The following is an 18,460-nucleotide window of genomic DNA, read 5'->3' as shown; positions in this document are numbered from 1 at the left end:
CTTAACAGCTTTCCCGCAGGCAGAGGCTGGACGCGATTGGTTTATGGTCGCGCCAGTCTCCATCATTCAGACGTTCCAGCAACGCTTTCCCGGCTTCAATTCCAATCTTACGATGCGGTACCGCCATGGTCGTCAGCGGCGGCTGACAGACGCGGCTGACATCGCTATCGCCAAAGCCCACCACGGCTAAATCGTCCGGCACTTTTATGCGCCGACGCTGGCATTCATAGAGTGCCCCGCAGGCCAGTTCGTCCGAGACGCATACCAGCGCATCCAGCTCCGGCCACGCCAGCAGGAATTCCGGCAACTGTGCCGCGCCCGTGGAGAAATTTGGCGGCATGGCGGCGTTAATCACTCTGTTCGGCGACAGATGGTGACGAAGCATGGCCTTGTACCAGCCCTGCAAATGCTGCTGGAAAATCCACTGCTCCTGGTTGGCGCACAGCAGGCCAATATTTTGGTAGCCGCGCTTAATCACCATTTCCGTGAGTTCATACATGGCGGCGACGTTATCAATGCCGATATTCATATCAATCGGGTCGGCGCGCATCGCACCCATCTCCATCACCGGAATGGAGGCATTTTTCAGCCAGTGCCGGACGGTGTCTGAGTGCTCGACGCTGAGCAAAATCGCGGCGGCAATATTTGACGCCAGCAGCGTTTCCAGTAATTTCTCTTCCTGCTCAAGACGATGCTGGGATTCTGCCAGCATGATCTGATATCCGGCGGGCTGTAGCACCTGCTGTAGCCCGGCGAACATCTCCGAGCAGCCGGCTTCAGAGAGGTTAGGAACAACCATTGCGATCGTCCAGGAAGAGGCTGATGCCAGCGCGCTTGCGGCAAGATTAGGCATATAGCCCAGCTCCTGCACCGCAGCGTCTATTTTTTCTCGCAGTTTATCGGAAACCTGTTCGGGCGTGCGGAGCGCACGGGACACGGTCATTGTGCCCACACCAGCAAGCTGTGCGACATCGGCCAGCGTCACCTTACCGGTACTGCGTCGTTTTCGGGTTAGAGACATACACCTTCCTGCTAACAGGACGCGACTACTTTCATCCTTCGCTTCACGTGAAACGCAGTATACGCTTTAAATCCCTTTTTTTGCTGTGATTTAGCACCGCGATTGCAATTTGATAGCGCTATCACATTTCTGCATGTTAACTGTTGGTAGCGCTATCTTTGTGATCCTGATCGCAGTCAATCATTGAGGTGTTGAATAAAGTTTGCTCATCTTTAGCGTCGTAGTCGGAGGGCAAAGTGCTCAAAAAATGGATATATGATACAACCATCACGCTGCAGGACAGCGTAGAGGACTGGCCGCAGGCGCTGGAGCTGTGCGCGAAGCCGCTTCTGGAGTTGCAGGTGATTTCGCCGGAATACATCACGGCCATCATCGAGCAGCATCATGCTTTAGGTCCGTATTACGTGCTGGCACCAGGGCTGGCGATGCCGCATGCGCGGCCGGAAGAAGGGGCGAAAGGACTCGGCCTGTCATTATTAAAACTGAAAAAAGGCGTCTCTTTTGGTGCCGGTGAGTTTGACCCTGTCGATGTTATTATCATGCTCGCCGCACCCGACAAAAATAGCCATATCGAAATGATCTCATCGCTGGCTGATTTATTTTCCAGCGATGCGGATATGGCTGAGCTGCATCAGGCGAATACCCTGGAGGAAATTAAAACGATTATTGACCGCTTCTGATTTAATTCTTTAATCCGATTATTCACAACATTACGCGCCAGCGTGATGGGGCGTACTCTACTCAAAATAAGGGAACAACAATGAAAATCATGGCTATTTGCGGGTCCGGCCTGGGCAGCAGTTTTATGGTCGAAATGAATATCAAAAAGGTGCTTAAAAAGCTGGAGATTGAGGCAGAGGTTGAACACTCCGATCTCTCGTCTGCAACGCCTGGCGCAGCAGACCTGTTCGTGATGGCAAAAGACATCGCGGCCAGCGCCAGCGTGCCGGAAAGCCAGCTGGTGGTGATTAACAACATCATCGACATCAACGAACTCGAAGCGCAGCTGCGCGCCTGGTTCGAAAGACAATAATCCTGATTAGGCGAGGTGGATATGTTTATCCTTGAAACGCTGAATTTCGTTGTTGATATATTAAAAGTCCCTTCGGTGCTGGTGGGATTAATTGCCTTAATCGGTCTGGTTGCGCAGAAAAAAGCGTTTTCGGACGTGGTGAAAGGAACAATTAAAACTATTCTCGGTTTTATTGTGCTGGGCGGCGGTGCCACGGTGCTGGTGGGGTCGTTAAATCCTTTGGGCGGAATGTTTGAGCACGCCTTTACTATCCAGGGCATTATTCCAAACAATGAAGCCATTGTGTCGATTGCGCTGGAAAAATACGGTGCCTCAACCGCGCTGATTATGGCTTTTGGGATGGTGGCGAATATTATCGTCGCGCGCTTTACCCGACTGAAATACATCTTCCTCACCGGACACCACACGTTTTATATGGCGTGCATGATTGGCGTGATCCTGACGGTGGCGGGCTTTGAGGGCGTGGGTCTGGTCTTCACCGGCTCGCTGATTCTCGGCCTGATCATGGCCTTCTTCCCGGCAATTGCCCAGCGCTACATGAAGCGCATTACCGGCAACGATGAGATTGCCTTCGGCCACTTCGGCACGCTGGGATACGTGCTGTCCGGCTGGATTGGCAGCAAGGTCGGCAAGGGCTCACGCTCAACCGAAGAGATGAACCTGCCGAAGAACCTGAGCTTCCTGCGCGACAGTTCGATCTCCATCTCCCTGACCATGATGATTATCTACCTCATCCTGGCGGTGAGCGCCGGGCGCGAGTACGTGGAGGCGACCTTCAGCGGCGGCCAGAACTACCTGGTGTACGCCATCATCATGGCGATCACCTTCGCGGCGGGCGTGTTCATCATCCTGCAGGGCGTGCGTCTGATTCTGGCGGAAATCGTCCCGGCCTTTACCGGCTTCTCGGAAAAACTGGTGCCGAACGCGCGCCCCGCACTGGACTGCCCGGTGGTGTATCCGTATGCGCCGAACGCGGTGCTGATTGGCTTCCTGTTCAGCTTCCTCGGCGGGATTGTAGGGTTGTTCATCTGCGGCCAGTTTAGCTGGGTGCTGATCCTCCCGGGCGTCGTGCCGCACTTCTTCACCGGCGCAACGGCGGGCGTGTTCGGTAACGCCACCGGCGGACGCCGCGGGGCAATGATTGGCGCCTTTGCTAACGGCCTGCTGATCACCTTCCTGCCGGTCCTGCTGCTGCCGGTGCTGGGTGCCATTGGCTTTGCCAACACCACCTTCTCGGACGCCGACTTCGGCGCGGTCGGGATTGTCCTCGGCAACCTGGCGCGCTTCATGTCGCCGCTTGCCATCACCGGACTGGTTGTGGCGCTGTTCGCGCTGCTGGTGGCGTACAACGTCTTCGCGAAAAACAAACCTGCGGGCGGTAACGCGCAGGAAAACACCGGAGCCAAATCATGAATGAGAAAGAGATAACCGAACTCGCGCGTCAGATCCGTCTTGAGACGCTGAAATCCCTGACGCAGCTGGGCTTTGGCCACTACGGCGGCAGCATGTCGGTGGTTGAAACCCTGGCCGTGCTGTACGGCGCGGTGATGAAAATCGACCCGGCGGATCCGGACTGGCCGGAGCGAGACTATTTTGTCCTGTCGAAAGGACACGCGGGCCCGGCGCTCTACAGCACGCTGGCGATCAAGGGCTACTTCCCCGTTGAAGAGCTGAGCACGCTCAACCAGAACGGCACGCGCCTGCCAAGCCACCCGGACCGCCTGAAAACGCGCGGCGTGGATGCCACTACCGGCTCGCTCGGGCAGGGGATCTCCATTGCCGGCGGTATGGCGCTCTCGCACAGGCTGGCGGGACGATCGAATCGGGTCTTCTGCATCGTCGGTGACGGCGAGCTGAACGAAGGGCAGTGCTGGGAAGCCTTCCAGTTTATCGCCCACCATCGCCTGAACAACCTGACGGTGTTCGTGGACTGGAACAAACAGCAGCTCGACGGCGAGCTGGACGAGATCATCAGCGCGTTCGACCTGGAGGGGAAATTCCGCGCCTTTGGCTTTGACGTGGCGACGGTGAAGGGCGACGACTTTCCGGGTCTGCTGGCGGTAACGTCGCGAGTCCCGGCTACCGATGCGCGTCCGTTAGTCGTCATTCTTGACAGCATCAAAGGGCAGGGGGTGCCGTACCTGGAGCAGCTCAGCAACTCGCACCACCTGCGGTTGACCGCGGAGAGCAAAGCGGCGCTTAACGAGACGATTCGCCAACTGGAGGCTTCACATGATTAAGGTTGCACCGGCAGGAGAGAAAGACGCCGTTGAGATGCGTAAGGTCTACGCGGGCTTCGTGGCAAAGCAGATTGAGTCCGGGAGTGAGATTATCGCTCTGGAAGCGGATCTGATGAGCTCGATGGCGATGGACGGCGTGGCGCGCGATTATCCGCAGCACGTGATTAACTGTGGCATTATGGAGGCCAATGTCATCGGCACCGCAGCGGGGCTGTCGCTCACCGGGCGTAAGCCGTTCGTGCACACCTTCACCGCGTTTGCCAGCCGTCGCTGCTTCGACCAGCTGTTTATGTCCCTGGACTACCAGCGCAACAACGTGAAGGTGATAGCGTCGGATGCGGGCGTGACGGCCTGCCACAACGGCGGCACCCATATGTCGTTTGAGGATATGGGTATTGTGCGCGGTCTGGCGCATTCGGTGGTGCTGGAGGTGACCGATGCGGTGATGTTCGAGGATGTGCTGCGCCAGCTTATCGACCTCGAAGGCTTCTACTGGGTGCGGACCATCCGTAAGCAGGCGCCGAGCGTGTATGCCCCTGGCTCAACCTTCACCATTGGCAAAGGCAACGTGCTGCGCGAAGGAAGCGATATTACCCTGATTGCCAACGGCATCATGGTGGCGGAAGCGCTGGAAGCGGCGCGCCAGCTGGAGCAGGAGGGGGTAAGCGCGGCGGTCATCGACATGTTTACTCTGAAGCCCATCGACCGGATGCTGGTGAAAAACTACGCCGAGAAAACCGGTCGCATCGTCACCTGTGAAAACCACAGCATTCACAACGGCCTCGGGTCGGCGGTGGCGGAAGTGCTGGTGGAAACCTGCCCGGTACCGATGCGGCGAGTGGGCGTCAAAGAGCGTTACGGTCAGGTAGGGACGCAGGATTTCCTGCAGAAGGAGTATGGCCTGACTGCACATGACATTGTGTCGGCGGCGCGAGAGCTGCTGTAAATAAAAAAGGCGACCCTTTGTGGTCGCCTTTTTGTTGCCCGGTGGCGCTCACGCTTACCGGGCCTACGGTCCTGTAGGCCGGATAAGCGAAGCGCCATCCGGCAAGACCTTACAATTACTGCTGCTGCGAAGACTGGATCGCGGTCAGTGCGATGGTGTAGACGATATCGTCAACCAGCGCGCCACGGGACAGGTCGTTCACAGGTTTGCGCATGCCCTGCAGCATTGGCCCGATGGAGATCAGGTCAGCAGAACGCTGTACCGCTTTGTAGGTGGTGTTACCGGTGTTCAGATCCGGGAAGATGAACACGGTAGCGCGACCTGCAACCGGCGAGTTCGGCGCTTTGGATTTCGCAACGTCGGCCATCACGGCGGCGTCGTACTGCAGCGGGCCGTCGATCATCAGGTCAGGACGTTTTTCCTGCGCCAGACGCGTCGCTTCACGTACTTTCTCTACGTCGCTACCTGCACCAGAGGTACCGGTGGAGTAGGAGAGCATTGCCACGCGCGGTTCGATACCGAAGGCAATCGCAGAGTCTGCGGACTGGATAGCGATTTCTGCCAGCTGTTCTGCGGTTGGATCCGGGTTGATCGCGCAGTCGCCGTAAACGTAAACCTGTTCAGGCAACAGCATGAAGAACACGGAAGAAACCAGAGAGCTGCCCGGTGCGGTTTTGATCAGCTGCAGCGGTGGACGGATGGTGTTCGCCGTGGTGTGAACCGCACCGGAAACCAGACCGTCAACTTCGTCCTGCTCCAGCATCAGCGTGCCCAGCACCACGTTGTCTTCCAGCTGTTCGCGCGCAACGGCTTCGGTCATGCCCTTGCTCTTACGCAGCTCAACCAGGCGGGCAACGTAGCTTTCGCGAACCACTTCAGGGTCAACGATTTCGATGCCAGCGCCCAGCTCAACGCCCTGAGACGCCGCAACGCGGGTGATCTCATCAGGGTTACCCAGCAGCACACAGGTCGCGATGCCGCGCTCTGCACAGATAGCAGCCGCTTTAACGGTACGTGGTTCGTCACCTTCAGGCAGAACAACGCGTTTGCCCGCTTTACGCGCCAGCTCGGTCAGCTGGTAACGGAATGCTGGAGGAGACAGACGGCGGCTGCGCTCGGAGGTCGCCGTCAGGGATTCGATCCAGTCTGCGTTGATGTAGCCCGCAACGTATTCCTGAACTTTCTCGATACGCTCGTGGTCATCAACCGGCACTTCCAGGTTGAAGCTCTGCAGGCTCAGGGAGGTCTGCCAGGTGTTGGTGTTCACCATGAAGACCGGCAGGCCAGTGGCGAACGCGCGTTCACACAGCTTGCTGACGCGTGGGTCCATCTCGTAGGCACCGGTCAGCAGGATCGCACCGATTTCCACGCCGTTCATCGCGGCCAGGCAGGCTGCAACCAGCACGTCAGGACGGTCTGCGGAGGTCACCAGCAGGGAACCTGCGCGGAAGTGTTCCAGCATGTGCGGAATGCTGCGCGCACAGAAGGTCACGGATTTCACGCGGCGGGTATTGATGTCGCCTTCGTTAACGATGGTGGCGTTCAGGTGACGCGCCATATCGATTGCACGGGTGGCAATCAGATCGAAGCTCCATGGCACCGCGCCCAGTACTGGCAGCGGGCTGGATTCCTGCAGCTTAGCCGGATCAACTTTGACAACTTTCGCTTTGGAAGAGTCGTCGAAGATCTCGGACAGGTCAGGGCGAGTACGGCCCTGCTCATCCACCGGTGCGTTCAGTTTGTTCACGATCACGCCGGTGATGCTGGTGTTTTTCGCACCACCGAAGCTGCTGCGCGTCAGTTCGATACGCTCGTTCAGCTGCTCTGGGGTGTCGGTGCCCTGAGACATCACGAAAACGATCTCTGCGTTCAGGGTTTTCGCGATTTCAAAGTTCAGAGACTGGGCAAACTGGTGTTTGCGCGTCGGGACCAGGCCTTCAACCAGCACCACTTCCGCATCTTGCGCGTTAGCGTGGTAGTTGGCGATGATCTCTTCCATCAGCACGTCTTTCTGGTTGCTGGAGAGCAGAGATTCAACGTGGCTCATCTTCAGCGGTTCAGCCGCTGGCAGATTGGAGTTCTTGCGAACAATGGTGGTGGTCTGGTCTGGCGCATCGCCACCTGCACGTGGCTGGGCGATTGGCTTAAAGACGCTCAGACGAACGCCTTTGCGTTCCATAGCACGGATCACGCCAAGGCTGACGCTGGTCAGGCCGACGCTGGTTCCGGTAGGGATCAGCATAATAGTACGGGACACGGTTTATCCTCTTTCGTTACCGCCGCGATTGGGCGGGTTACAAAACAGCACCGCCAGCATTGCTGGCGGTGTGGAATCAGGCAGTCAGACGGTTCGCGTCTTGCGCGATGACCAGCTCTTCGTTAGTTGGAATAACGATAGCAGGGCGGGTACCTTCTTTGTTGATGAAGCCAGACTTGCCGAAACGGGCAGCCAGGTTACGCTCGTGATCAACCTCGAAGCCCAGAACGCCCAGTTTGCCCAGGGACAGTTCACGAACCATTGCCGCGTTCTCACCGATACCACCGGTGAAGATAACCGCATCCAGACGGCCGTCCATCAGTGCAGTGTAAGAACCGATGTATTTCGCCAGACGGTGGCAGTAAACGTCCATTGCACGTTTAGCGTCAGCTTTCTCTGCGTAGTTGTCTTCAACGTAACGGCAGTCGCTGGTCACTTCGGTCAGACCCAGCAGGCCAGACTCTTTGGTCAGCATTTTGTTGATGTCGTCAACGCTCATGCCCAGGGTGTCGTGCAGGTGGAAGATGATCGCCGGGTCGATGTCACCGGAACGGGTACCCATCACCAGACCTTCCAGCGGGGTCAGACCCATAGAGGTATCAACACATTTACCGTTGCGGATAGCAGAAACAGAACCACCGTTGCCCAGGTGGCAGGTGATGATGTTCACTTCTTCAACCGGCTTGTTCAGAACTTTTGCGGCTTCCTGAGTCACATAGAAGTGGCTGGTGCCGTGTGCGCCGTAACGACGAACGCCATGATCTTTGTACAGGCTGTACGGCAGGGCATACAGGTAAGACTCTTCCGGCATGGTCTGATGGAACGCGGTGTCAAACACGGCCACGTTTTTGTCTTTCAGATTCGGGAAGGATTTCAGCGCTTCAGCGATACCGATCAGGTGAGCTGGGTTGTGCAGCGGCGCGAAGGATGCGGAGTCTTTGATGCCCTGAATCACAGATTCGTCGATCACGACGGAGCTGGTGTATTTTTCGCCGCCGTGGACGATACGGTGACCAATCGCAGTCAGCTGAGCAGACAGTTCTGGTTTTTGTGCCAGAATAGTGTTAACGATAAAGTTCAGCGCTTCACTGTGAGCGGCGCCTGCACCTAAAGCCGCTTCTTGTTTGCTGCCGTCCATCTTCCACTTGATACGTGCTTCAGGCAGATGGAAACATTCGGCCAAACCAGAGAGGTACTCGTCACCGTTGAGCGCATCGATGATGGCGAATTTCAGTGAGGAGCTACCGCAGTTCAGAACCAGTACTAACTTACTCGACATGGAAGTACCTATTATTGATACGTGGCTAAAAAAACGTCAGTGAGTCTAAAAGCGTAACGCATGATGACCCAGACATTTATGATTAACATCATGCCAGGCGAACATTCCGGCATGATGAAAGAAATACCTATGATTTTATGCCATTTTGAACATTTTTCAGACAATGGCATAATATGCGATAATTTGACGAGTTAACGGTTCTCGTCTACGGCCCTATGAGGCTGGCACAGGATACCCGATACGGGGTAGCGATGACAAAATATTTTGAACGTTGTCATAGCCTGTTGTGGTTTTGCACAAAAATTTTAATTTTTATATGTGAAGTTGAGGTACAGCCATGTCGACACCCGAAAACCCATCCGTGAATTTCTTTAGTCTGTTTCGTCGGGGGCAGCATTACGCGAAGACGTGGCCACTGGAAAAGCGCCTCGCGCCGATGTTTATCGAGAACCGCACTATCCGCGCCACGCGCTATGCGATTCGCTTTATGCCTCCTGTTGCCATCTTTACCCTGTGCTGGCAAATTGCCCTCGGCGGCCAGCTTGGACCGGCCGTCGCCACCGCGCTCTTTGCGCTGAGTCTGCCGATGCAGGGGCTATGGTGGCTGGGGAAACGCTCAATTACGCCGCTGCCGCCTACAATTTTACACTGGTTTTATGAAGTCCGTGGAAAACTTGAGGAAGCCGGTCAGGCGTTGGCTCCTGTCGAAGGCAAGCCGGATTACCAGGCGCTGGCTGACACGCTCAAGCGCGCTTTTAAGCAACTTGATAAAACATTCCTTGATGACTTGTGATTGATCATCGAAACGACTAATAAAAGAAGGCACAGTAACAAACAGTTACCGTGTCTTTTTTTTTAAAGTGCAATGCGCTACAGGAGTCGAAAGATGGAAATGACCCATGCCCAACGTCTGATTTTGTCTAACCAGTACAAGATGATGACTATGCTTGATCCCGATAACGCAGAACGCTACAGCCGCTTGCAAACGATCGTCGAACGCGGGTTTGGTTTACAGATGCGCGAACTGGATCGCGAGTTTGGTGAACTGAAAGAAGAGACCTGCCGCATCGTGATCGACATCATGGAGATGTATCATGCGCTGCATGTGTCCTGGACGAATCTCAAAGATCGCCAGTCCATTGACGAGCGCCGCGTGACGTTCTTAGGCTTTGACGCCGCGACGGAAGCGCGCTATCTGAGCTACGTTCGCTTTATGGTGAACACCGAAGGGCGCTATACCCATTTTGATGCGGGCACCCACGGCTTTAACGCGCAGACCCCAATGTGGGATAAATACCAGCGCATGCTGGGCGTATGGCACTCCTGCCCGCGCCAGTACCATTTAAGCAGCAACGAAATTCAACAAATCATTAATGCCTGACGGAGGTGCGTGTGCAGTGTAAAGGTTTTCTGTTTGATCTGGACGGTACGCTTGTGGATTCGCTGCCGGTAGTGGAGCGTTCATGGTGCCATTGGGCCGACAGGCATGGCATCGACCATCAGGACGTACTGAATTTCATCCATGGCAAACAGGCCATTACCTCCTTGCGACACTTCCTGGCGGGACGTACTGAGGAAGAGATTCAGGCAGAGTTCAAATACCTCGAGAACATTGAGGCTACCGATACGGAAGGCATTACCGCGCTGCCGGGCGCGCGCGAGCTGCTTGAGCATCTGAACGAAGCGCAGATCCCGTGGGCTATCGTCACCTCCGGCTCCATTCCCGTCGCCCATGCCCGTCATAAGGCGGCAGGTTTACCGAAGCCGGAAGTGTTTATCACTGCGGAGCGCGTTAAGCGCGGTAAGCCAGAGCCGGATGCGTTCTTGCTTGGGGCTGAACTGCTGGGCCTTGCACCGGCGGACTGCGTGGTGGTGGAAGATGCAGCAGCCGGCGTACTGGCCGGGCTTAACGCAGGGAGCCACGTTATCGCCGTTAACGTCCCGGCGGATTCTCCCCGCCTGAGTGAGGCGGATTTTGTGCTGAATACATTGACCGCGATTAACGTCGCGAAGGGACCCGACGAAGTTGTAACCGTCTCGCTAAAAATGTAATCCCATGATATAGCCCCACATTGCTGGGGCTTTTTTATGGCAGAATTCCTTATCTTCCACTGACAAGGATATGTTGTGAACGGTGAACTGATTTGGGTCCTGAGCCTGCTGCTAATCGCCATCATTCTTTTCGCCACAGGCAAGGTGCGCATGGATGCCGTCGCCCTGTTTGTCATCGTCGCGTTTGTACTGAGCGGCACACTCACCTTACCTGAAGCCTTCTCCGGGTTTAGCGACCCTAACGTTATTCTTATTGCCGCCCTGTTTATCATTGGTGACGGGCTGGTGCGTACCGGCGTGGCAACCATCATGGGAACGTGGCTGGTGAAGGTGGCGGGCAGCAGCGAAACCAAAATGCTGATCTACCTGATGGTGACGGTAGCCGGACTGGGGGCGTTTATGAGCTCAACGGGCGTGGTGGCAATCTTCATTCCGGTGGTGCTGAGCGTCTCCATGCGGATGCAAATCTCGCCGTCGCGCCTGATGATGCCCCTGAGCTTTGCCGGTTTGATCAGCGGCATGATGACGCTGGTGGCGACGCCGCCAAACCTGGTCGTCAACAGTGAACTGATCCGGGAAGGATTTCAGGGCTTCAGTTTTTTCAGCGTGACGCCGCTTGGGCTGGTCGTTCTGGTGATGGGCGTGGTCTACATGCTGCTGACCCGTTTTGCCCTGAAAGGCGAAAATCAGGATAGAAGCAAAGAGAGCTGGAAGCGACGCACCTTTCGCGATCTGATTAAAGAATACCGTCTCACCGGGCGTGCGCGACGTCTGGCGATTCGTCCCGGCTCACCGATGATTGGCCAGCGGCTGGACGACCTTAAGCTCCGTGAACGCTACGGTGCGAACGTCATCGGCGTGGAGCGCTGGCGTCGTTTCCGCCGGGTGATCGTCAACGTTAACGGGGTGTCGGAATTCCGCGCGCGGGACGTTCTGCTGATTGATATGTCCACCGCAGAGGTAGACCTGCGTGAGTTTTGCAGCGAACAGTTGCTGGAGCCGATGGTGCTGCGCGGCGAGTATTTCTCCGACCAGGCGCTGGATGTCGGTATGGCCGAAGTGTCGCTGATCCCGGAATCGGAGCTGTTGGGTAAAACCGTGCGCGAAGTCGGCTTCCGCACCCGCTATGGTTTGAACGTGGTGGGATTAAAACGCGACGGTGTGGCGATGGAAGGGGCTGTAGTCGATGAGCCAATCCTGCTGGGTGACATCTTTCTCGTCGTCGGTAACTGGAAGCTGATTAGCCAGCTCGGGCAAAAAGGGCGTGATTTTGTGGTGCTCAATATGCCGGTTGAAGAGAGCGATGCCTCCCCGGCGCACAGCCAGGCGCCCCACGCGATTTTTTGTCTGGTGCTGATGGTCGCACTCATGCTGACCGATGAAATCCCCAACCCTGTTGCGGCCATTATCGCCTGCCTGCTGATGGGGAAATTCCGCTGCATTGACGCTGAAAGCGCCTATAAAGCCATTCACTGGCCGAGCATTATTCTCATCGTCGGGATGATGCCCTTTGCGCTGGCCCTGCAAAAAACTGGTGGGGTGGATTTGATCGTTAAAGGCTTAATGGACGCTGGCGGCGGGTATGGGCCGTACATGATGATGGTCTGTCTGTTTATCATGTGTGCCTCCATCGGGCTGTTTATCTCCAATACCGCGACGGCAGTACTGATGGCGCCGATTGCGCTGGCGATGGCGAAATCCATGGGCGTGTCGCCGTATCCGTTCGCGATGATGGTGGCGATGGCGGCCTCCGCGGCATTTATGACGCCGGTATCTTCACCGGTGAACACGCTGGTGCTGGGGCCCGGGAATTATAGATTCAGCGATTTCGTAAAGATTGGCGTGCCGTTCACCGTGCTGGTGATGATGGTATGCGTTGTGTTAATTCCGGTCCTGTTCCCGTTCTGAGAATATTGCCGGGTGGCGGCTGCGCCTTACCCGGCCTACAAACCGTAGGCCCTGCAAGCGCAGTGCCGCTGGGCGACAGTCAGAGGGGAGAATCCTGGCTAATCTCATCCAGCGACAGATGGAAGCTCGGCACAAACACCTGCATAAAATAATCCATCTCTTCGCTGCGGCGGGACTCCAGCGTTTTTTCCAGACGCGTTTTCGCCAGTAAAAACTCGTTATTCCCCGCAGACAGCTCTTCCAGACACTTAAGGTAGGCGCACAGCGCGTCGGCCTGCTTCACCAGCGACTTTTCATCTTCCGTGTACTGATGCTCATCGATGAGCGGCTCAAAGATATCGCGTAATTCGTCCGGCACCATGTCGATCAGCTTCTGCTGGGCAATCTTCTCGATCGCCTTATATTCCTGCGCAATCTGCGAGTTGAAATATTTCACCGGTGTCGGCAGATCGCCGGTCAGCACTTCCGAAGCATCGTGGTACATTGCCAGCAGAGCAATGCGCTCTGGATTGACCTGACCGTTGAATTTGCGGTTTTTAATGGCGGCCAGCGCGTGAGCAACCATGGCAACCTGTAGACTGTGCTCTGACACATTTTCCGTGCGGACGTTGCGCATCAGCGGCCAGCGGTTGATCAGCTTCAGGCGTGAGAGGTGGGCAAAGAAATGACTCTGACTCATAGGTTACCTTTTGTCTTTACTGCGACAGGCGTTCATTGTGCGGGGAGGGGAGGCAAGATGCAAATTTGCGGATTTTGTAGGCCGGGTAAGCGCAGCGCCACCCGGCAGAAAGGCAACGTTACTGATGGTATCCAGAGAGGAAGCGCCCGAAGCGGCTGATGGCCATTTCCAGGTCATCTTCGCGCGGCAGGGTCACAATGCGCACGTGGTCAGGCCACGGCCAGTTAAACGCCGTCCCCTGAACCAGCAGCACTTTTTCCTGAAGCAGGAAGTCGAGCACCATCTTCTGGTCGTCGTGAATATTGAAGCGCTTCGCGTCAATTTTCGGGAACATATAGAGCGCGCCGTTAGGCTTCACGCAGGAGACGCCCGGAATATCGTTGATCAATTCCCACGCGCGGTTGCGTTGTTCGTACAGACGACCGCCGGGAACGATGAACTCGCTAATGCTCTGATAGCCGCCGAGCGCCGTCTGGATCGCGTGCTGTGCAGGCACGTTGGCGCATAAACGCATGGAAGCCAACATTTCCAGCCCTTCAATGTAGCCTTTAGCGTGCTTTTTCGGACCGTTCAGTACCATCCAGCCCTGACGGAAACCGGCCACGCGGTAGGTTTTAGACAGGCCGTTAAAGGTGACGGTCAGCAGATCCGGGGCCAGCGCGGCGATCGAGTGGTGCTGCGCCGCGTCGTACAGGATCTTGTCGTAGATTTCGTCGGCAAAAATGATCAGGTTGTGCTGGCGGGCGAGCTCGACGATCTCCATCAGCAGCTCTTTCGAATAGACCGCGCCCGTCGGGTTGTTCGGGTTAATGATCACGATGCCGCGCGTGCGAGGCGTAATTTTCGCGCGAATATCATCGAGGTCCGGGAACCAGTCAGAGGACTCGTCGCAGAGATAATGAACGGCTTTGCCGCTCGACAGCGACACAGCCGCCGTCCACAGCGGGTAGTCTGGCGCAGGTACCAGCATTTCGTCACCGCTGTTCAGCAGCGCCTGCATCGCCTGCACGATCAGTTCAGAGACGCCGTTGCCGATATAAATATCTTCAACGGTAACGTCACGCATGCCGCGCGCCTGATAGTGCTGCATGATGGCTTTACGTGCGGAATAGAGTCCTTTTGAATCGCAGTAGCCTTGTGCCGTGGGCAGGTTACGGATCACATCCACCAGGATCTCGTCTGGCGCTTCAAAACCAAATGGCGCAGGATTACCAATGTTGAGTTTCAGAACCTTATTGCCTTCTTCTTCAAGGCGTTTGGCCTCTTTCAGAACCGGGCCGCGGATGTCGTAACAGACGTTATCTAATTTGCTGGATTTTTCGATAGGGGACATGAACCTTTAACCTTTTCGCTATTATTGCCACTCCCTGCCGTGGAAGTCAGCACGGAACAATGTACTCCCCCCTCGCTTCGTTTTGAAGGGTGTACAGGAGAAGATTTTGTACAATGCGTCAATTCCTGTGGAATCTATTTCACTGCTTTTGGTGGGTTCTCTTGTGCTAAAGTAATGTAATGAGTATGTTCTTAAGTTGATTGTGCTGTATATTTTGATTTAAATTTCATATTCTGCTGCTAAAAATAAAAAGCATGCCCAATACGCAGTAAGAAGTTCCCCTGGGTGACTTTTCGTAAAATCAGAGGCTTCGAGATAGACTGTTGGAATAGTATGCTTAGGTTAAAAGTTACTCATGTAAAATTAATGTTAAGTGTTATTAATGAATGGTCTTAATCTAAATTAAAATTTATTTATTATTAACCAACAAAATGCAACTTTAGTTAATTTTAATAAAATTAGTTGAGAGGCTTAACAGTCCCTCTTAATCCTTAATATTGCAATAAGACTTATAAATAAAGTGGATTTGGGTTAAGATGTCTTTCAGGAAAGCAGGGGCCAGAGCCCTATGTTTTGTATATCTGGATCTGCTCTTCTAAATTAATTGATTGTTATTGTTGGATTTATCTCTGGCTGGTGTGTGCCGAACACATCCTGCTACGTTAACCGCGCTGCGATAAAGATGGCCGTAAAGGTGTCATACCTTTAATGTAATTTACAGAAACCTGCGAACATCTAAATATTCTGAACGTTTAAGAGAATAAAAATAACGTCATGAAACGTGCTTTCTGACTGTTGATATACAGCAGCACAATAACTATCTGTCAGGCAGTCTGCCGGGCCGGGATGCGAGGGAAACCTTCAGAGGGAATTGCTTAACTGTTACACACAGCTTCAACCCGGGCAGCTCCGCACGAGCAACCTGAAAGTGAATAGATATGATAAATGCAAATCGTCCGATAATGAATCTCGACCTCGATCTGCTGAGAACGTTTGTTGCGGTCGCCGATCTCAACACTTTTGCAGCAGCTGCTGCCGCAGTTTGCCGAACCCAGTCTGCCGTTAGCCAGCAAATGCAGCGGCTTGAGCAACTGGTCGGTAAAGAGCTTTTTGCGCGTCATGGACGTAATAAGCTTTTAACGGAACACGGTATCCAGCTACTGGGTTATGCCAGGAAAATACTTCGCTTTAATGATGAAGCATGTATGTCTTTAATGTTTAGCAACCTCCAGGGGGTGTTAACATTAGGCGCATCTGATGAGTCAGCCGATACGATATTGCCGTTTCTTCTCAATCGTATCAGTTCGGTTTATCCGAAGCTTGCGCTGGATGTAAGCGTAAAGCGTAATGCCTTTATGATTGAGATGCTTAAAGAGAATGAAGTGGATCTTGTGGTCACAACGCATCGTCCCGGGCAATTTGATTGCCTGACGCTGCGAACTTCTCCAACGCATTGGTATTGCGCGGCTGAATATGTACTGCAACAAGGTGAGCCCATTCCATTGGTCTTACTGGATGATCCAAGCCCGTTCCGGGATATGGTGCTGTCGGCGCTCAATGAGGCCAATATTCCGTGGCGTTTGGCCTATGTGGCCTCAACGCTACCCGCTGTTCGGGCTGCTGTGAAAGCGGGGCTCGGCGTAACAGCGCGACCGGTGGAAATGATGAGCCCGGATCTCCGCGTGTTGGGTAAAAGTGATGGTCTTCCTGCGCTGCCGGATACGGAGTATCTGTTGTGCCACAACGCATCCAGCAATAACGAGCTGGCGAAAGTCGTATTTGAGGCGATGGAAAACTACCATAATCCCTGGCAATACGAGCACGTTACTCCGGAAGGGGGGGATGACTCCCTGATCGTTGAAGGGGACTTTGAGTGATCAAACACTCAAAATTCTCGTAACAAATTGTAAGTGTAAAAAAGAGCCACTCGCGCGATTTTCGCGTGAAGTGGTTTTTTTTTGGTAAAAATACCCTTTCCGAATAAAGGGTTTCATCAGATAAACTCTAGATATCAATGAGCTAAATGCTTTTGGTTAAATCGCGTTCGTTTTCCGTTCTATCTTGCCGCTTCTCCGTTCAATGTTAAAAAAACAGGAAATATGTTGCTGGTTTCTTGATTGAATTAACAAAAGCGTGTCTCAGATCAAGAAAATACTCCTATTTGGGGGGAGGAATCGTTGGCAAATCCTGTCAAAATAGGAGGGTTATTTTTTTTACTTCCAAAACGGACACGATTCAACAACATGCATTTGACGTAAAGTCAGGTACCCACCAGGGTTAAAAGGGCATGAAATGTTAATGAGAATCGCTTGATGTCATTTAATGTGAAGAAACCTTTGTTAAAGTTGACAAAAGGTTATAGAAAGGAGTAAAAAACCCCATCATTTTGCTGTCTATGTCTCATTTCTGACAGTTAGTGTAAGGTTATTTGTTCCTCCCCATGAATCGATGTGATGCCCATCTGCCAGCAAGAGCAGTGTCGTCGGTATCACTTTTGATGAGTAAGCAATGAGTATGTCAACATCCACAGAAGTCATCGCTCATCACTGGGCATTCGCAATCTTTCTTATTGTAGCCATTGGCCTGTGCTGCCTGATGTTAGTCGGCGGCTGGTTCCTGGGCGGTCGCGCCCGCGCAAGGCACAAAAACACACCTTTCGAATCAGGTATTGATTCAGTAGGTACCGCTCGCTTACGCCTGTCTGCCAAGTTCTACCTGGTAGCCATGTTCTTCGTCATCTTCGACGTGGAAGCGCTTTACCTTTTCGCATGGTCGACCTCCATTCGCGAAAGTGGTTGGGTGGGCTTTGTCGAGGCCGCAATTTTCATTTTAGTGTTACTGGCCGGTCTGGTTTATCTGGTGCGTATTGGCGCGCTGGACTGGACGCCTGCGCGTTCACGCCGTGAGCAGATCAACCCGGAAAACAGTATCTCTAATCGTCAGCAGTAACAGCGAGGCAATAAGATGGATTATACGCTCACCCGCATAGATCCTAACGGTGAGAATGACCGTTACCCCCTGCAAAAACAGGAGATCGTAACCGACCCCCTGGAGCAAGAAGTCAATAAAAGCGTGTATATGGGCAAGCTCGAACATGCCATGCACGATATGGTCAACTGGGGTCGTAAGAACTCCATCTGGCCTTACAACTTTGGCCTTTCTTGCTGCTACGTTGAAATGGTGACGTCATTCACTGCGGTGCATGACGTTGCGCGTTTTGGGGCAGAGGTACTGCGTGCTTCCCCGCGTCAGGCTGACCTGATGGTGGTTGCCGGTACGTGCTTTACCAAAATGGCCCCGGTTATCCAGCGTCTTTATGATCAGATGCTGGAGCCAAAATGGGTTATCTCCATGGGCGCATGTGCAAACTCCGGCGGTATGTACGACATTTATTCCGTCGTGCAGGGCGTAGATAAGTTTATCCCGGTGGATGTCTACATCCCGGGCTGCCCGCCGCGTCCGGAAGCTTACATGCAGGCGCTGATGCTGCTGCAGGAGTCTATCGGTAAAGAACGTCGCCCACTGTCGTGGGTTGTTGGCGATCAGGGTGTGTATCGCGCGAACATGCAGTCTGAGCGCGAGCGTAAACGTGGTGAACGTATTGCCGTCACCAACCTGCGTACGCCTGACGAAATTTAATTTGCGCCTGTGGGTCTGGAGAATACCTTCGCATATCACTACTCAAATAGCGCGAAGCCAGGCTTAACAGTCA

The 18,460-nt window shown here is 54.1% G+C and carries 17 protein-coding genes; 12 read left to right on the top strand and 5 right to left on the bottom strand.

Going from position 1 to position 18,460, the window contains the following annotated elements:
* Window position 1: 1 nt before the first annotated feature.
* Complete coding sequence (locus tag K5E19_RS08815) at window positions 2-1,021, bottom strand: LacI family DNA-binding transcriptional regulator (protein ID WP_221550873.1); 1,020 nt, start codon at window positions 1,019-1,021, stop codon at window positions 2-4.
* 236 nt (window positions 1,022-1,257) lie between these two features.
* Here K5E19_RS08815 and K5E19_RS08810 point away from each other — a divergent pair, with 236 nt between their 5' ends.
* The 5 genes from K5E19_RS08810 to K5E19_RS08790 all read left to right on the top strand — a co-directional run bounded on the left by K5E19_RS08810 (window position 1,258) and on the right by K5E19_RS08790 (window position 5,240).
* The gene (locus K5E19_RS08810; protein ID WP_221550872.1) at window positions 1,258-1,701 is read left to right on the top strand and encodes a PTS sugar transporter subunit IIA; all 444 of its coding nucleotides are present in this window, start codon (window positions 1,258-1,260) and stop codon (window positions 1,699-1,701) included.
* Window positions 1,702-1,781: 80 nt separating this feature from the next.
* Window positions 1,782-2,054, top strand: coding sequence for a PTS sugar transporter subunit IIB (locus K5E19_RS08805; RefSeq protein ID WP_003861447.1), 273 nt, complete (start codon window positions 1,782-1,784; stop codon window positions 2,052-2,054).
* A 21-nt stretch (window positions 2,055-2,075) separates the two neighbouring features.
* Window positions 2,076-3,467 carry a PTS ascorbate transporter subunit IIC gene (locus tag K5E19_RS08800; RefSeq protein ID WP_221550871.1) on the top strand — a complete coding sequence of 464 codons (1,392 nt, stop codon included), beginning with the start codon at window positions 2,076-2,078 and terminating at the stop codon, window positions 3,465-3,467.
* Window positions 3,464-4,294, top strand: a complete 831-nt coding sequence (locus K5E19_RS08795) for a transketolase (RefSeq protein ID WP_221550870.1) — start codon at window positions 3,464-3,466, stop codon at window positions 4,292-4,294. The genes K5E19_RS08800 and K5E19_RS08795 overlap by 4 nt, the downstream gene beginning before the upstream one ends.
* Entirely contained in the window at window positions 4,287-5,240 is a 954-nt protein-coding gene (locus tag K5E19_RS08790; RefSeq protein WP_221550868.1) for a transketolase family protein, read from the top strand. The genes K5E19_RS08795 and K5E19_RS08790 overlap by 8 nt, the downstream gene beginning before the upstream one ends.
* Before the next feature lie 115 nt (window positions 5,241-5,355).
* Here K5E19_RS08790 and pta read toward each other — a convergent pair whose 3' ends face one another.
* Both pta and ackA read right to left on the bottom strand, forming a co-directional pair.
* A complete protein-coding gene (gene pta, locus K5E19_RS08785; protein WP_121931907.1) occupies window positions 5,356-7,497 on the bottom strand; it encodes a phosphate acetyltransferase in 2,142 nt (713 codons plus the stop codon).
* Window positions 7,498-7,573: 76 nt separating this feature from the next.
* On the bottom strand, window positions 7,574-8,776 hold the full coding sequence (gene ackA / locus K5E19_RS08780; RefSeq protein WP_221550866.1) for an acetate kinase: 1,203 nt from the start codon (window positions 8,774-8,776) through the stop codon (window positions 7,574-7,576).
* A 337-nt stretch (window positions 8,777-9,113) separates the two neighbouring features.
* On the opposite strand from ackA, the gene yfbV reads away from it, so the two are divergent.
* From yfbV to K5E19_RS08760, 4 genes are all read left to right on the top strand, one after another.
* Window positions 9,114-9,569: a terminus macrodomain insulation protein YfbV gene (gene yfbV / locus K5E19_RS08775; RefSeq protein WP_221550865.1), complete on the top strand. Its 456-nt coding sequence runs from the start codon at window positions 9,114-9,116 to the stop codon at window positions 9,567-9,569.
* A gap of 93 nt (window positions 9,570-9,662) precedes the next feature.
* Complete coding sequence (locus K5E19_RS08770; protein ID WP_221550864.1) at window positions 9,663-10,157, top strand: YfbU family protein; 495 nt, start codon at window positions 9,663-9,665, stop codon at window positions 10,155-10,157.
* Window positions 10,158-10,168: 11 nt separating this feature from the next.
* Window positions 10,169-10,828: a sugar phosphatase gene (locus tag K5E19_RS08765; RefSeq protein ID WP_221550863.1), complete on the top strand. Its 660-nt coding sequence runs from the start codon at window positions 10,169-10,171 to the stop codon at window positions 10,826-10,828.
* A 75-nt stretch (window positions 10,829-10,903) separates the two neighbouring features.
* Window positions 10,904-12,736: an SLC13 family permease gene (locus tag K5E19_RS08760; protein ID WP_221550862.1), complete on the top strand. Its 1,833-nt coding sequence runs from the start codon at window positions 10,904-10,906 to the stop codon at window positions 12,734-12,736.
* A 79-nt stretch (window positions 12,737-12,815) separates the two neighbouring features.
* Here K5E19_RS08760 and yfbR read toward each other — a convergent pair whose 3' ends face one another.
* On the bottom strand, window positions 12,816-13,415 hold the full coding sequence (gene yfbR / locus K5E19_RS08755; protein WP_023312539.1) for a 5'-deoxynucleotidase: 600 nt from the start codon (window positions 13,413-13,415) through the stop codon (window positions 12,816-12,818).
* 118 nt (window positions 13,416-13,533) lie between these two features.
* Window positions 13,534-14,748 (bottom strand): alanine transaminase AlaA, encoded by a 1,215-nt coding sequence (gene alaA, locus K5E19_RS08750; RefSeq protein WP_008500204.1) that lies wholly within the window; start codon window positions 14,746-14,748, stop codon window positions 13,534-13,536.
* Between the two features lie 938 nt (window positions 14,749-15,686).
* Here alaA and lrhA point away from each other — a divergent pair.
* From lrhA to nuoB, 3 genes are all read left to right on the top strand, one after another.
* Window positions 15,687-16,625 carry a transcriptional regulator LrhA gene (gene lrhA, locus K5E19_RS08745; RefSeq protein WP_221550861.1) on the top strand — a complete coding sequence of 313 codons (939 nt, stop codon included), beginning with the start codon at window positions 15,687-15,689 and terminating at the stop codon, window positions 16,623-16,625.
* 631 nt (window positions 16,626-17,256) lie between these two features.
* Complete coding sequence (gene nuoA, locus K5E19_RS08740) at window positions 17,257-17,697, top strand: NADH-quinone oxidoreductase subunit NuoA (protein WP_010433335.1); 441 nt, start codon at window positions 17,257-17,259, stop codon at window positions 17,695-17,697.
* Between the two features lie 15 nt (window positions 17,698-17,712).
* Entirely contained in the window at window positions 17,713-18,387 is a 675-nt protein-coding gene (nuoB, locus tag K5E19_RS08735) for an NADH-quinone oxidoreductase subunit NuoB (protein ID WP_003861482.1), read from the top strand.
* Window positions 18,388-18,460 lie beyond the last annotated feature (73 nt).

This window comes from Enterobacter sp. RIT637 (assembly GCF_019718755.1).
GTDB lineage: Bacteria > Pseudomonadota > Gammaproteobacteria > Enterobacterales > Enterobacteriaceae > Enterobacter.
This window is presented reverse-complemented; position numbering and strand designations above follow the sequence as displayed.